At 61.1% G+C, this 13,731-nt stretch carries 12 protein-coding genes and 4 tRNA genes; all 16 read left to right on the top strand.

Annotation, left to right across the window (positions count from 1 at the left end):
• Nucleotides 1–20 precede the first annotated feature (20 nt).
• The 16 genes from KWO_RS05040 (at nt 21) to rpoB (ending at nt 13,701) form a co-directional block, all read left to right on the top strand.
• Nucleotides 21–980: a ribose-phosphate diphosphokinase gene (locus KWO_RS05040; RefSeq protein ID WP_010367308.1), complete on the top strand. Its 960-nt coding sequence runs from the start codon at nt 21–23 to the stop codon at nt 978–980.
• A 108-nt stretch (nt 981–1,088) separates the two neighbouring features.
• Nucleotides 1,089–1,721 (top strand): 50S ribosomal protein L25/general stress protein Ctc, encoded by a 633-nt coding sequence (locus KWO_RS05045; RefSeq protein ID WP_010367304.1) that lies wholly within the window; start codon nt 1,089–1,091, stop codon nt 1,719–1,721.
• Between the two features lie 50 nt (nt 1,722–1,771).
• A complete protein-coding gene (pth, locus tag KWO_RS05050; RefSeq protein WP_010367298.1) occupies nt 1,772–2,353 on the top strand; it encodes an aminoacyl-tRNA hydrolase in 582 nt (193 codons plus the stop codon).
• 77 nt (nt 2,354–2,430) lie between these two features.
• Nucleotides 2,431–3,522: a redox-regulated ATPase YchF gene (gene ychF, locus KWO_RS05055; RefSeq protein ID WP_010376337.1), complete on the top strand. Its 1,092-nt coding sequence runs from the start codon at nt 2,431–2,433 to the stop codon at nt 3,520–3,522.
• Nucleotides 3,523–3,674: 152 nt separating this feature from the next.
• Nucleotides 3,675–3,760: transfer RNA gene (locus KWO_RS05060), tRNA-Tyr, on the top strand.
• Between the two features lie 29 nt (nt 3,761–3,789).
• Nucleotides 3,790–3,863, top strand: a tRNA-Gly gene (locus KWO_RS05065).
• 33 nt (nt 3,864–3,896) lie between these two features.
• A tRNA-Thr gene (locus tag KWO_RS05070) sits at nt 3,897–3,972 on the top strand.
• Between the two features lie 46 nt (nt 3,973–4,018).
• Entirely contained in the window at nt 4,019–5,209 is a 1,191-nt protein-coding gene (gene tuf / locus KWO_RS05075) for an elongation factor Tu (protein WP_010376339.1), read from the top strand.
• Nucleotides 5,210–5,315: 106 nt separating this feature from the next.
• A tRNA-Trp gene (locus KWO_RS05080) sits at nt 5,316–5,391 on the top strand.
• Between the two features lie 49 nt (nt 5,392–5,440).
• Nucleotides 5,441–5,851: a preprotein translocase subunit SecE gene (gene secE, locus KWO_RS05085; RefSeq protein ID WP_010376340.1), complete on the top strand. Its 411-nt coding sequence runs from the start codon at nt 5,441–5,443 to the stop codon at nt 5,849–5,851.
• A 13-nt stretch (nt 5,852–5,864) separates the two neighbouring features.
• Nucleotides 5,865–6,422, top strand: a complete 558-nt coding sequence (gene nusG / locus KWO_RS05090) for a transcription termination/antitermination protein NusG (RefSeq protein ID WP_010367286.1) — start codon at nt 5,865–5,867, stop codon at nt 6,420–6,422.
• 196 nt (nt 6,423–6,618) lie between these two features.
• Nucleotides 6,619–7,047 carry a 50S ribosomal protein L11 gene (gene rplK / locus KWO_RS05095; RefSeq protein WP_010367282.1) on the top strand — a complete coding sequence of 143 codons (429 nt, stop codon included), beginning with the start codon at nt 6,619–6,621 and terminating at the stop codon, nt 7,045–7,047.
• 3 nt (nt 7,048–7,050) lie between these two features.
• The gene (rplA, locus tag KWO_RS05100; protein ID WP_010367280.1) at nt 7,051–7,749 is read left to right on the top strand and encodes a 50S ribosomal protein L1; all 699 of its coding nucleotides are present in this window, start codon (nt 7,051–7,053) and stop codon (nt 7,747–7,749) included.
• A 546-nt stretch (nt 7,750–8,295) separates the two neighbouring features.
• Complete coding sequence (gene rplJ / locus KWO_RS05105) at nt 8,296–8,829, top strand: 50S ribosomal protein L10 (RefSeq protein ID WP_010367278.1); 534 nt, start codon at nt 8,296–8,298, stop codon at nt 8,827–8,829.
• A gap of 54 nt (nt 8,830–8,883) precedes the next feature.
• A complete protein-coding gene (gene rplL, locus KWO_RS05110) occupies nt 8,884–9,249 on the top strand; it encodes a 50S ribosomal protein L7/L12 (RefSeq protein WP_010367277.1) in 366 nt (121 codons plus the stop codon).
• A 300-nt stretch (nt 9,250–9,549) separates the two neighbouring features.
• Nucleotides 9,550–13,701 (top strand): DNA-directed RNA polymerase subunit beta, encoded by a 4,152-nt coding sequence (gene rpoB, locus KWO_RS05115; protein ID WP_010367276.1) that lies wholly within the window; start codon nt 9,550–9,552, stop codon nt 13,699–13,701.
• The last annotated feature ends 30 nt before the right edge of the window (nt 13,702–13,731 follow it).

The raw sequence follows: 13,731 nt of genomic DNA on the forward strand, positions 1-13,731 counted from the left end.
GCCGCAGCCCGAGAGATCTCATGCAAGACCAACGTAATCTGCTGGTGTTCTCCGGCAATGCCAACAAGCCGCTTGCCCAGAGCATCTGCAAGGAATTGGGCGTTCGCATGGGCAAGGCGCTGGTCACGCGCTTTTCCGACGGCGAAGTGCAGGTGGAGATCGAAGAGAGCGTGCGCCGGCAGGAAGTGTTCGTCATCCAGCCGACCTGCGCGCCGAGCGCGGAAAACCTGATGGAACTGCTGGTGCTGATCGACGCGCTCAAGCGCGCCAGCGCTCAGTCCGTCACTGCGGTGATCCCGTATTTCGGTTATTCGCGTCAGGACCGTCGCATGCGCTCCTCGCGCGTGCCGATCACCGCCAAGGTCGCCGCCAAGATGATCTGCGCGATGGAGGCCGACCGCGTGTTGACGGTGGACCTGCATGCCGACCAGATCCAGGGCTTCTTCGATGTGCCGGTCGACAACGTCTATGCCTCGCCGCTGCTGCTGGCCGACATCTGGCGCGCCTACGGCACCGATAACCTGATTGTGGTGTCGCCGGACGTGGGCGGTGTGGTGCGCGCGCGCGCCGTCGCCAAACGTCTGGACGATGCGGATCTGGCCATCATCGACAAGCGTCGTCCGCGCGCCAACGTCGCCACGGTGATGAACATCATCGGCGACGTGCAGGGTAAGACCTGCGTGTTGGTCGACGATCTGGTCGATACCGCCGGCACCTTGTGCGCTGCCGCCGCAGCGCTGAAGCAGCGCGGTGCGCTCAAGGTCGTGGCCTATATCACCCACCCGGTGCTGTCGGGACCGGCGGTGGACAACATCAACAATTCGCAGCTCGACGAGCTGGTGGTCACCGACACGATTCCGTTGAACGAAGCGGCGCGTACTTGCGCCAAGATTCGTCAGCTGAGCGTGGCCGAACTGCTGGCCGAGACCATCCGCCGTATCGCCTTCGGCGAATCGGTCAGCTCGCTCTACGTCGACTGATGCCGCATTCGGTGCCCGGGTTCCGGGCGCCGCCACACGTCTCACCTGGTCGCGGGTGAGACGCTTCATCGCCGCGAGGCGGTGTTCCAAACTAGGTAGTGAAATCCAATGGCAAAGACTCATGAAATCAAGGTCGAGCGCCGCGCTGACGAGGGGAAGGGTGCGAGCCGCCGCCTGCGTCACGCTGGCGTCATTCCGGCCATCGTGTACGGTGGCGAACTCGAGCCGGTCAGCATCCAGCTCAACCACGAGCAGATCTGGCTCGCCCAGCAGAACGAGTGGTTCTACTCGTCGATCCTGGACCTGAACCTCAATGGCGACGTGCAGCAGGTGCTGCTGCGTGACATGCAGCGCCATCCGTTCAAGCAGCTGATCATGCACATCGACTTCCAGCGCGTCAGCGCCAACGAGAAGCTGAGTGCTGCTGTGCCGCTGCACTTCATCAACGAAGCAGCCTCGCCGGCCGGTAAGTCGAGCGAAGTGGTCGTCACCCACGAACTCAATGAAGTTCAGGTGGTCTGCCTGCCGAAGGATCTGCCGGAATTCATCGAAGTGGACCTCGGTGCACTGGAAGTGGGCGACGTGATCCACTTGTCCGAAATCAAGCTGCCGGCCGGTGTCGAAATTCCGGAGCTGAAGCTGGGCAAGGAGCACGACGTTGCAGTGGTTGCTGCCAAGCACGTGCGCATTGAAGAAGACGCTGCCGGCGAAGAAGGCAGCGAAGACGCCGAGACCAAGTAATCCGTCGGCCGATTCCTCGCATTGCGCGGGAATCGGCTGCGGTGACTGGCATGTCTGCACTCCGCCTGATCGTTGGACTCGGTAATCCCGGTCCGGAACACGCGCAAACCCGGCATAACGCCGGGTTTCGTTTCGTCGATGCCCTCATCGAGCGCAGTGGCGCCCGCTGGGCATTGGACAGCAAGTTGTTCGGCGAGACCGCCAAGGTCGATATCGCAGGACAGCCGGTCTGGCTGCTCAAGCCGGCCACCTTCATGAATCTCAGCGGAAAGTCGGTCGCCGCCGCCTTGCGGTTCTGGAAGATCGAGCCGGAACACTTGCTCGTCGCCCACGACGAATTGGATCTTGCGCCCGGCACTGCACGGCTCAAGTTCGACGGTGGTCACGGCGGACAAAACGGTTTGCGCGACACCATTCGCCTGTTGGGCCATGGCAAATTTCACCGTCTGCGCGTTGGCATCGGCCATCCCGGTCACAAGGACCGCGTTGTGTCCTGGGTGCTGGGACGGGCAGGGCGCGAGGATGACGCTGCGATCGGCACGGCCATCGCCGCCGCCATCGACGTGTTGCCGTTGGCGATGGAAGGCAATTTCAGCGAGGCAATGAAGCGCCTGCATACCGAAAAAAAATAGAGAATGGGGAATAGGGAATGGACGGAGCGCTGCTCTTGCCATTCTCCATTCCCGATTCTCCATTCACTGGAAAACCCATGGGTATCAAATGCGGCATCGTCGGCCTGCCCAACGTCGGCAAGTCGACCCTGTTCAATGCGCTGACCAAGGCCGGCATCGCTGCGGCCAACTTCCCGTTCTGCACTATCGAGCCGAATGTCGGCATCGTGCCGGTGCCCGATCCGCGCCTCAATCAGTTGGCTGACATCGTCAAGCCGCAGAAGCTGATTCCTACCGCAGTCGAGTTCGTCGATATCGCTGGCCTGGTTGCTGGCGCGGCGAGCGGCGAAGGTTTGGGCAATAAGTTCCTGGCGCACATCCGCGAGGTCGATGCGATCACCCACGTGGTGCGTTGCTTCGAGAACGACGACGTCATCCACGTCAACAACAAGGTCGACCCGATCGCCGATATCGAAACCATCGATACCGAGCTCGCGCTGGCCGATCTGGACAGCGTGGAAAAGGCGCTCAACCGTGCCGAACGCAGTGCCAAGGGCGGCGACAAGGATGCAGCGGCGCGCAAGCCGGTGCTGGCCAAGTTGCAGGCCGCGTTAGCGGATGGCAAGGCGGGCCGCGCCGCCGGTCTGGACGAAGAAGAAAAGGCGCTGGTGCGCGATCTGTTCCTGCTGACGCTCAAGCCGGTGCTCTACATCGCCAATGTGCTCGAGGACGGTTTCGAGAACAATCCGCACCTGGATGCAGTGCGCGCGCATGCGTTGACCGAAGGTGCCGAAGTGGTACCGGTGTCGGCCGCCATTGAAGAAGAACTTTCCCAGCTCGACGACGAAGATCGCGACACCTTCCTGGCCGATCTCGGCCTGGAAGAGCCGGGCTTGAATCGCGTCATCCGTGCGGCCTACACGCTGTTGGGCCTGCAGACGTACTTCACCGCGGGCGTCAAGGAAGTGCGCGCCTGGACGGTTCGGGCCGGTTCGACGGCACCGCAGGCCGCTGCGGTGATCCATACCGATTTCGAAAAGGGCTTCATCCGCGCCGAGACGATCGGCTTCGACGACTTCATCAAGTACCGCGGCGAAGCGGGTGCGCGCGATGCCGGGCGTCTGCGTCTGGAAGGTAAGGAATACCGCGTCCAGGAAGGCGACGTCCTGCACTTCCGCTTCAACGTCTGATCAGCTGCGCGTGGCGCCCAAAGTCACGTGCCGTTGAGATGAAGATTGTTCGAAATTTTTGTTGACACTGCATGCGTCCCACAACAAAATAACGGGCTGCTTCACCCCGAGCCGAATTCGCCTTGCGGCGCACCGGTCCGGTAGTAAAAGCTGGAGGGATACCCAAGCGGCCAACGGGGGCAGACTGTAAATCTGCTGGCTTACGCCTTCGGTGGTTCGAATCCACCTCCCTCCACCAGTTTCACGTTGTGGTATGCAGTTCCCGGCGCGGGAGTAGTTCAACGGTAGAACCTCAGCCTTCCAAGCTGATGGTGCGGGTTCGATTCCCGTCTCCCGCTCCATTGAACGCAAATGCATGGCATAATGCAAAACTCGCTCACGTAGCTCAGTCGGTAGAGCACCTCCTTGGTAAGGAGGAGGTCGAAGGTTCGATTCCTTTCGTGAGCACCATTACTCAATCGTCTTCAACTCCAAACGATTACCGAGACACGCACCCATGGCAAAAGCTAAATTCGAGCGCACCAAGCCGCACGTGAACGTCGGCACCATCGGTCACGTTGACCATGGCAAGACCACGTTGACTGCTGCGCTGACCAAGATCGGTGCCGAGCGTTTCGGTGGTGAGTTCAAGGCGTACGACGCGATCGACGCGGCGCCGGAAGAGAAGGCGCGCGGCATCACGATTTCGACCGCCCACGTCGAGTATGAATCCCCGAACCGTCACTACGCACACGTTGACTGCCCCGGCCATGCCGACTACGTCAAGAACATGATCACCGGTGCAGCGCAGATGGACGGCGCGATCCTGGTGTGTTCGGCCGCTGACGGCCCGATGCCGCAGACCCGTGAGCACATCTTGCTCTCGCGTCAGGTCGGTGTGCCGCACATCGTCGTGTTCCTGAACAAGGCCGACATGGTCGACGACGCCGAGCTGCTCGAGCTGGTCGAAATGGAAGTGCGCGAACTGCTGAGCAAGTACGACTTCCCGGGCGATGACACGCCGATCATCCACGGTTCGGCGCGTCTGGCGCTGGACGGCGATCAGAGCGACATCGGCGTGCCGGCGATCCTGAAGCTGGTCGATGCGCTGGACACCTTCATCCCCGATCCGACCCGCGACGTTGATCGTCCGTTCCTGATGCCGGTGGAAGACGTGTTCTCGATCTCGGGCCGCGGCACCGTGGTGACCGGTCGTATCGAGCGCGGCATCATCAAGGTTGGCGACGAAATCGAAATCGTCGGTATCCGCGATACGCAGAAGACCACCGTGACCGGCGTGGAAATGTTCCGCAAGCTGCTGGACCAGGGTCAGGCAGGCGACAACGCCGGTCTGCTGCTGCGCGGCACCAAGCGTGACGACGTGGAGCGCGGCCAGGTGCTGTGCAAGCCGGGTTCGATCAAGCCGCATACCGAGTTCGAAGCCGAAGTCTACGTGCTGTCGAAGGACGAGGGTGGCCGTCATACCCCGTTCTTCAAGGGCTACCGTCCGCAGTTCTACTTCCGCACCACCGACATCACTGGCGCTTGCCAGCTGCCGGAAGGCGTGGAAATGGTGATGCCGGGCGACAACGTGAAGATGGTTGTGACGTTGATCAATCCGGTCGCGATGGACGAAGGTCTGCGTTTCGCTATCCGTGAAGGCGGCCGCACCGTCGGCGCCGGCGTGGTTGCCAAGATCATCAAGTAAGTGCCTGCGTCCAGCTGACTGACGTCGGCTGGATTCAAACGAATGGCGGGCCGGCTGAACCGCGGTCCGCCTTCGTTGTCTTAGGGTTTGCGGTAAACGAGTACATACGCCAGTAGCTCAATTGGCAGAGCAGCGGTCTCCAAAACCGCAGGTTGGGGGTTCGAGTCCCTCCTGGCGTGCCACTCCTCTTTCCGGCCCAGCGACTCGGGTCAGATCGGTAACTAGAGCCGGATGAATAGTAAAATCGAGCCTTCCAAAAGCGCGTCTGCTGCCAGCGCTGATATCGTGAAATACGCCATCTCCGCACTCCTTGTGGTTGCGGGGTTTTTTGTGTGGTTCTGGTTTTCTGCGCCTGAGCGCGCCACCCAGCTTGGAGCCTGGACGCCGCAGTTGCGTGCGCTGGCTGTGATCGTGGGATTGGTGGCAGGTGCATTTGTGTTTTTGGGCACCGGCAAAGGCCGTGAGGCCCGCGAATTCATGTCCGAATCCAGGTTCGAATTGCGGAAGGTTGTCTGGCCGACGCGCCAGGAAGCCATTCGCACCACCTGGGTCGTGATTGTTGTTGTGATCATTCTGAGTTTGCTGTTGGGCGGCTTCGACTTTGTCATCCAGAAGCTCACGCAGTGGTTCCTGGCTCGTTGAGGAGAATCAAGCAGTGAAGCGTTGGTATGTCGTTCACGCCTATTCAGGCTTCGAAAAATCTGTCGCGCAGGCGTTGCGTGACCGCATTGCCCGTACCGAGATGGAAGATCGTTTCGGCGACGTGCTGGTGCCGACCGAAGAGGTCATTGAAATGCGCGCTGGCCAGAAGCGTCGGTCCGAGCGCAAGTTCTTCCCTGGCTACGTGCTGGTGCAGATCGAAACGCATGATGAGGCCGGTATTCCGCGCATCGACAATGAGAGCTGGCACTTGGTGAAGGAAACTTCCAAGGTGATGGGCTTCATTGGCGGCACCGCTGATCGGCCTCTGCCGATCCGTGACGAAGAGGCTGATGCGATCCTGCAGCGCGTGCAGGACGGCGTCGAGAAGCCGCGTCCGAAGGTGTTGTTCGAGCCGGGCCAGATGGTGCGCGTCACTGAAGGGCCGTTCAACGACTTCAACGGCGTCGTCGAGGAAGTCAATTACGAGAAGAGCAGGTTGCGTGTCGCCGTGCTCATCTTCGGTCGCTCCACCCCGGTTGAGCTTGAATTCGGTCAGGTCGAGAAGGGCTGACCCTGTGGGCGCCGACTAGGCGCTCGCCCAAGATACTGCTATAGTGCGCGGCTCGCTGTACTGGCGAACCGCCGGGAAACAATGGCTGCCGCATGGCGGCCGTCTGCGTGTGGTCAACAACGTGAAGCCGGGACACGTGAATCCCGGTCCCATGGGGAGCCTGCAGTTCAGGCGCTAGCACCCGGAGAGTATTGAAATGGCTAAGAAGATTAATGCTTTCATCAAGCTGCAGGTCAAGGCCGGTCAGGCCAACCCTGCGCCGCCGGTTGGCCCAGCATTGGGTCAGCGCGGTCTGAACATCATGGAATTCTGCAAGGCATTCAACGCTGCGACGTCGAAGCTGGAGCCGGGTCTGCCGACACCGGTGATCATCACTGCGTATTCCGACCGTACCTTCACGTTCGTCACCAAGAGCACCCCGGCCAGCGTGCTGCTCAAGAAGGCCGCAGGCGTGACCTCCGGCTCGAAGCGTCCCAACACCGACAAGGTGGGCAAGGTTACGCGCAAGCAGCTGGAAGAGATCGCTAAGGTCAAGGAAGCCGATTTGACGGCAGCCGAGCTGGAAGCGGCAGTTCGCACGATTGCGGGTTCTGCCCGCAGCATGGGTTTGACGGTGGAGGGCTAAGACATGGCACAGAGCAAGCGCGTTAAGGCCATTGCGGCCGCTGTCGTTCCGGGCAAGACCTATGCCTTCGAAGACGCCATCAAGATCCTGAAGACCGCCACCAAGGCCAAGTTCGTCGAGTCGATCGACGTTGCTGTGCGCCTGGGCGTGGACGCCAAGAAGTCCGACCAGCAGGTGCGCGGTTCGACCGTGCTGCCGGCTGGTACCGGCAAGAGCGTGCGTGTTGCAGTGTTCGCACCGGCAGGCGCCAAGGCTGACGAGGCCCTGGCTGCTGGCGCCGAGGCAGTGGGCATGGACGACCTAGCCGAGAAGATGCAGGCCGGCGATCTGAGCTACGACGTGGTTATCGCCACCCCGGACGCCATGCGCGTCGTCGGTAAGCTGGGCACCCTGCTGGGTCCGCGCGGCTTGATGCCGAACCCGAAGGTTGGCACCGTGTCGGCAAACCCAGGTGAAGCGGTCAAGAACGCCAAGTCGGGCCAGGTGCGTTATCGCACTGACAAGGCCGGCATCATCCACTGCACCATCGGCAAGGCCACCTTCGATGACGAAGCGCTGAAGTCGAACCTGCAGGCGCTGTTGCTGGATCTGGTCAAGGCCAAGCCGGCAACTTCGAAGGGCACCTACCTGCAGAAGGTTTCGGTCAGCTCCACCATGGGTCCGGGCGTGACGGTCGATCAGTCGAGCCTGTCGCTGAAGTAATCGAATGCGTCAGGCGTCATGCGCCTGACGTGCTTTGCAGTACAGCATTGTTTTTCCCGCCCGGGTAACCGTGTGCTGGGAGTCCGTTCCCTCCTTTGGGGTAACGGACATTTTGAAGGCGATCGCCGGCACGTCCGGCGGTAGCCGTCAAAGACCGCAGGCGCGGTCAGCGCAGATCGACGACGGGCAAGGATGCTCGCACTGGCAAGGAGTCGCCGTCGATGCAGCGGGATCGCTTAATTGGTTCGTTTCGAACCGGCCGGCGTAGATGGTGTCGCCCTTCTGGAGCTTTCTGGTTTACGCGCGTCTGGGACATCCCGGATCGAGTCCACTCCAGGTCTAGAACGGCCACCAAAGGAGCATCAGTTGATGTTCCCGGCTTCCAGGAAGGAGGCTGCCCTGGACCGCAACCGGCAGGAGCCGCGAGCGGAGTAGTTTGAAGCGGGGATTAGCGATTCGGTATGTGGAATCTGGCAACGGTGGCGTGATCGCTGTGGCGAATCCCGAATTACCAATCCCAAATCCCGGCTTTAACGGAGGAGTGCAATGGCTCTCAATCTGTCCCAGAAGCAAGAAGTAGTCGCCGAGCTGGCAGACATCGCCGCCAAGGCCCACTCCCTGATCGCTGCCGAATACGCTGGCACCACGGTCTCCCAGATGACCGCGATGCGTAAGCAGGCCCGCGAAACCGGCGTGTTCTTGAAAGTTGTCAAGAACACCCTGGCTGCGCGCGCCGTTGAAGGTACTGATTTCGCTGTCGCTGCTGACAAGCTGGTCGGTCCTTTGCTGTATGCGTTTTCGATGGAGGAGCCCGGCGCAGCCGGTCGCCTGATCAAGGAATTTGCCAAGAGCAACGACAAGCTGCAGGCCAAGGTCGTGTCCATCGGCGGGGAACTGTTCCCGGCTGGCCACGTCGACGTGTTGGCTTCGCTGCCGACCCGTGACCAGGCCCTGGCCATGCTGGCCCGCGTGCTGTCCGAACCGGCTGCGATGTTCGCCCGTGCCGTCAAGGCCGTTGGCGACAAGCAGGGTGGTGGCGACGAAGCCGCCACGCCGGTCGCCGACACTGCCGAAGCTTGATGTCCTAGCGCTCGCTAGAACCCCAATCCAGAAAATCATTTAAAGGTAATCACAATGTCCCTTACCAACGAACAGATCGTCGACGCCATCGCCGAGAAGTCCCTGATGGAAGTGATGGAGCTGGTCAAGGCCATCGAAGAGAAGTTCGGCGTCTCCGCCGCTGCCCCGGTCGCTGCTGCTGCAGCTGGCCCGGCCGCCGTGGTTGAAGAGCAGACCGAGTTCACTGTGGTGCTGACCAGCGCCGGCGCCAACAAGGTTAGCGCCATCAAGGCCGTGCGCGGCGTGACCGGCCTGGGTCTGAAGGAAGCCAAGGATCTGACCGAAGCCGGCGGCATCCTGAAGGAAGGCGTCAGCAAGGACGAAGCTGAAAAGATCAAGAAGGAAATGACTGACGCTGGCGCAACGGTCGAAGTCAAGTAAGCAACACCTTGCATCGCCAGCGTTTCATGGTGATGCACTGAAGGCTGGGAGCGTAAAGCTCCCGGCCTTTGGCCGTTTCGGACGGGAATCGGGAATCGGGATCGGAGAATCGCAAATGCAACATTGCGCGCTCACCTGATTCCCATTTCTCAATTCCCGATTCCCGGCCTTACCGAGTTGGTAGTTGGAAGTAGCAGGAGAAGGCGTGCTGGTGCCGGCAATACCAGCGACTTCCAACTGACAATTTTGTTATTTCAGGGCCGCCGCGACGCGGCCCCCGCAGCCTAGGGTGAAGACCTCATGACGTCTTATTCGTTCACCGAAAAAAAGCGTATCCGCAAAGATTTCGGTAAGCAGCGCTCGATCCTCGAAGTGCCGTTTCTGCTTGCCATCCAGGTGGATTCCTACCGCGAATTCCTGCAGGAAGACGTGGAGCCGAACAAGCGTAAGGACCTCGGTCTGCACGCGGCATTGAAGTCGGTGTTCCCGATTTCCAGCTACAGCGGCAACGCTGCGCTGGAGTACGTCGGCTACAAATTGGGTCAGCCGGTGTTTGACGAGCGTGAATGCCGTCAGCGTGGCATGAGCTATGGCGCGCCGCTGCGCGTGACCGTGCGCCTGGTGATCTACGACCGTGAGTCGTCGACCAAGGCGATCAAGTACGTGAAGGAGCAGGAGGTCTATCTCGGCGAAATTCCGTTGATGACCGGCAACGGTACCTTCATCGTCAACGGCACCGAGCGCGTGATCGTCTCGCAGCTGCACCGTTCGCCAGGTGTGTTCTTCGACCACGACCGTGGCAAGACCCACAGCTCGGGCAAGCTGCTGTACAGCGCCCGCATCATTCCGTACCGCGGTTCCTGGTTGGACTTCGAGTTCGACCCGAAGGATGCGCTGTTCACCCGTATCGACCGTCGCCGCAAGCTGCCGGTGTCGATCCTGCTGCGCGCGCTTGGCTACAACAACGAAGAAATGCTGGCTGAGTTCTTCGAGATCAACACCTTCCACATCAATCCGGATGAAGGCGTGCAGCTGGAGCTGGTGCCGGAGCGTCTGCGTGGTGAAACGCTGAACTTCGACCTGGCCGATGGCGACAAGGTCATCGTGGAAGCGGGCAAGCGCATCACTGCGCGTCACGTCAAGCAACTGGAAGCCGCCGGCGTTGCCGCGCTGGCTGTGCCGGATGACTACCTGGTTGGCCGCATCCTGTCGCACGACGTGGTCGATGGTTCCACCGGCGAACTGCTGGCCAATGCCAACGACGAAATCAGCGAAGACCAGCTGGCTGCCTTCCGCAAGGCTGGCGTCGATGCGGTCGGCACCCTGTGGGTGAACGATCTGGATCGTGGTCCGTACCTATCCAACACCTTGCGCATCGATCCGACCAAGACGCAGCTGGAAGCGCTGGTCGAAATCTACCGCATGATGCGTCCGGGCGAGCCGCCGACCAAGGAAGCCGCACAGAACCTGTTCCACAACCTGTTCTTCACCTTCGAGCGCTACGACCTGTCCACGGTCGGCCGCATGAAATTCAACCGTCGCGTCGGCCGCAAGGACGTGCTAGGTGAGTCGGTGTTGTACGACAAGAAGTACTTTGCCGAGCGTAACGACGAAGAATCCAAGCGTCTGGTCGCCGAGCACACCGACACCTCCGACATCCTGGAAGTGATCAAGGTGCTCACCGAAATTCGCAATGGTCGCGGCGTGGTCGATGACATCGATCACCTGGGCAACCGTCGCGTGCGCTCGGTCGGTGAAATGGCCGAAAACGTGTTCCGCGTGGGCCTGGTTCGCGTCGAGCGTGCGGTCAAGGAGCGCCTGTCGATGGCGGAGTCGGAAGGTCTGACCCCGCAGGAACTGATCAACGCCAAGCCGGTGGCTGCAGCGATCAAGGAATTCTTCGGCTCCTCGCAGCTGTCGCAGTTCATGGACCAGAACAACCCGCTGTCGGAAGTGACGCACAAGCGTCGCGTCTCTGCGCTGGGTCCGGGTGGTCTGACCCGCGAACGTGCCGGCTTCGAAGTGCGCGACGTGCATCCGACCCATTACGGCCGCGTCTGCACCATCGAAACGCCGGAAGGCCCGAACATCGGCCTGATCAACTCGCTGGCCGTGTTCGCCCGCACCAATCAATACGGCTTCCTCGAGACGCCGTACCGTAAGGTGCTGGACGGCAAGGTCTCCGACGACGTCGAATACCTGTCGGCGATCGAAGAAAACGAGTACGTGATCGCCCAGGCAAACGCGCTGACCGACGCCAAGAACATGCTCACCGAGCAGTTCGTGCCGTGCCGGTTCCAGGGCGAATCGCTGTTGAAGCCGCCGTCCGAAGTGCACTTCATGGACGTCTCGCCGATGCAGACCGTGTCGGTCGCAGCGGCGCTGGTGCCGTTCCTCGAGCACGACGACGCCAACCGCGCACTGATGGGCGCCAACATGCAGCGCCAGGCCGTGCCGACGCTGCGTTCGCAGAAGCCGCTGGTCGGCACCGGCATCGAGCGTGCGGTTGCACGCGACTCGGGCGTGACCGTGAATGCGCTGCGTGGTGGCGTGATCGAGCAGATCGACGCAGCCCGTATCGTGGTCAAGGTCAACGAGGCAGAAATTGGCGGCGGCACCGATGCCGGCGTGGATATCTACAACCTGATCAAGTACACCCGTTCCAACCAGAACACCTGCATCAACCAGCGTCCGCTGGTGAATGTGGGCGACGTGATCGCGCGCGGCGACGTGCTGGCCGACGGCCCGTCCACCGACATCGGTGAACTGGCGCTGGGTCAGAACATGCTGATCGCCTTCATGCCGTGGAACGGCTACAACTTCGAAGACTCCATCCTGCTCTCCGAGCGCGTGGTGGAAGAAGATCGTTACACCACGATCCACATCGAAGAGCTGACCTGCGTTGCGCGCGACACGAAGTTGGGGCCGGAGGAAATTTCCGCCGACATCCCGAACGTGTCCGAGCAGGCGTTGAACCGTCTGGACGAGAGCGGCGTGGTGTATATCGGTGCAGAAGTGCGCGCTGGCGACATCATGGTCGGCAAGGTCACGCCGAAGGGCGAAAGCCAGCTGACTCCGGAAGAAAAGCTGCTGCGTGCGATCTTCGGTGAGAAGGCGTCCGACGTGAAGGACAGCTCGCTGCGCGTACCCCCCGGCATGGACGGCACCGTCATCGACGTGCAGGTCTTCACCCGCGACGGCATCGAGAAGGACAAGCGCGCGCGTCAGATCGAAGAGTCTGAAATCAAGCGCGTCAAGAAGGACTTCGACGACCAGTTCCGCATTCTGGAAGCCGCCATCTACGCGCGTCTGCGTTCGCAGATCGTGGGTAAGGTTGCCAACGGTGGCGCGAACCTGAAGAAGGGCGACAGCGTCACCGACGCGTACCTGGATGGACTGAAGAAGTCCGATTGGTTCCAGCTGCGCATGAAGGACGAAGACGCTGCCGACGCCATCGAGCGTGCGCAGAAGCAGATCCAGGCGCACGAGAAGGAATTCGAAGCACGTTTTGCCGACAAGCGCGGCAAGATCACCCAGGGCGACGACCTCGCACCGGGCGTGCTGAAGATGGTCAAGGTGTTCCTGGCCGTGAAGCGCCGCATCCAGCCGGGCGACAAGATGGCAGGCCGCCATGGCAACAAGGGTGTGGTCTCCAACGTGGTGCCCGTGGAAGACATGCCGTACATGGCCACCGGCGAGTCGGTCGACATCGTGTTGAACCCGCTCGGCGTGCCGTCGCGTATGAACATCGGCCAGATTCTGGAAGTGCATCTGGGCTGGGCCGCAAAGGGCCTGGGTCGCAAGATCCAGCGCATGCTGGAAGCGCAGACGGCGGTCAGCGAACTGCGCAAGTTCCTGGACGACATCTACAACCACGACAACGCGATCAATGCGCAGCGTGTGGATCTGTCGCAGTTCAGCGATGAGGAATTGCTCAACCTGGGCAAGAACCTGATCGACGGCGTGCCGATGGCCACCCCGGTGTTCGACGGTGCCAGCGAAGCGGAAATCAAGCGCATGCTGGAACTGGCCGAACTGCCGCAGAGCGGTCAGACCCAGCTGTACGACGGTCGCACCGGCGAAGCGTTTGATCGCAAGACCACGGTCGGCTACATGCACTACCTGAAGTTGAACCACTTGGTCGACGACAAGATGCATGCACGTTCGACTGGCCCGTACTCGCTCGTGACCCAGCAGCCGCTGGGCGGCAAGGCGCAGTTCGGTGGTCAGCGCTTCGGCGAAATGGAAGTCTGGGCGCTGGAAGCCTACGGCGCGGCCTACACCCTGCAGGAAATGCTGACGGTGAAGTCCGACGACGTGCAGGGCCGCAACCAGATGTACAAGAACATCGTCGATGGTGAGCACGAGATGGTCGCGGGCATGCCGGAATCCTTCAACGTGTTGGTGAAGGAAATCCGCTCGCTGGCGATCAACATGGAACTGGAAGAGTAAGAGCAGGGCCTGGCCAGGGTCCGGCAACCC

The sequence above is a fragment of the Xanthomonas vasicola pv. musacearum NCPPB 4379 genome (genome assembly GCF_000277895.2).
Classification (GTDB): Bacteria; Pseudomonadota; Gammaproteobacteria; order Xanthomonadales; family Xanthomonadaceae; genus Xanthomonas; species Xanthomonas vasicola.

Excerpts from the sequence above, each read along its gene's own strand:
- KWO_RS05040 (WP_010367308.1), top strand. The coding sequence starts at position 21 with ATGCAAGACCAACGTAATCTGCTGGTGTTCTCCGGCAATGCCAACAAG.
- KWO_RS05045 (WP_010367304.1), top strand. The coding sequence starts at position 1,089 with ATGGCAAAGACTCATGAAATCAAGGTCGAGCGCCGCGCTGACGAGGGG.
- pth (WP_010367298.1), top strand. The coding sequence starts at position 1,772 with ATGTCTGCACTCCGCCTGATCGTTGGACTCGGTAATCCCGGTCCGGAA.
- ychF (WP_010376337.1), top strand. The coding sequence starts at position 2,431 with ATGGGTATCAAATGCGGCATCGTCGGCCTGCCCAACGTCGGCAAGTCG.
- tuf (WP_010376339.1), top strand. The coding sequence starts at position 4,019 with ATGGCAAAAGCTAAATTCGAGCGCACCAAGCCGCACGTGAACGTCGGC.
- secE (WP_010376340.1), top strand. The coding sequence starts at position 5,441 with ATGAATAGTAAAATCGAGCCTTCCAAAAGCGCGTCTGCTGCCAGCGCT.
- rplK (WP_010367282.1), top strand. The coding sequence starts at position 6,619 with ATGGCTAAGAAGATTAATGCTTTCATCAAGCTGCAGGTCAAGGCCGGT.
- rplA (WP_010367280.1), top strand. The coding sequence starts at position 7,051 with ATGGCACAGAGCAAGCGCGTTAAGGCCATTGCGGCCGCTGTCGTTCCG.
- rplJ (WP_010367278.1), top strand. The coding sequence starts at position 8,296 with ATGGCTCTCAATCTGTCCCAGAAGCAAGAAGTAGTCGCCGAGCTGGCA.
- rplL (WP_010367277.1), top strand. The coding sequence starts at position 8,884 with ATGTCCCTTACCAACGAACAGATCGTCGACGCCATCGCCGAGAAGTCC.
- rpoB (WP_010367276.1), top strand. The coding sequence starts at position 9,550 with ATGACGTCTTATTCGTTCACCGAAAAAAAGCGTATCCGCAAAGATTTC.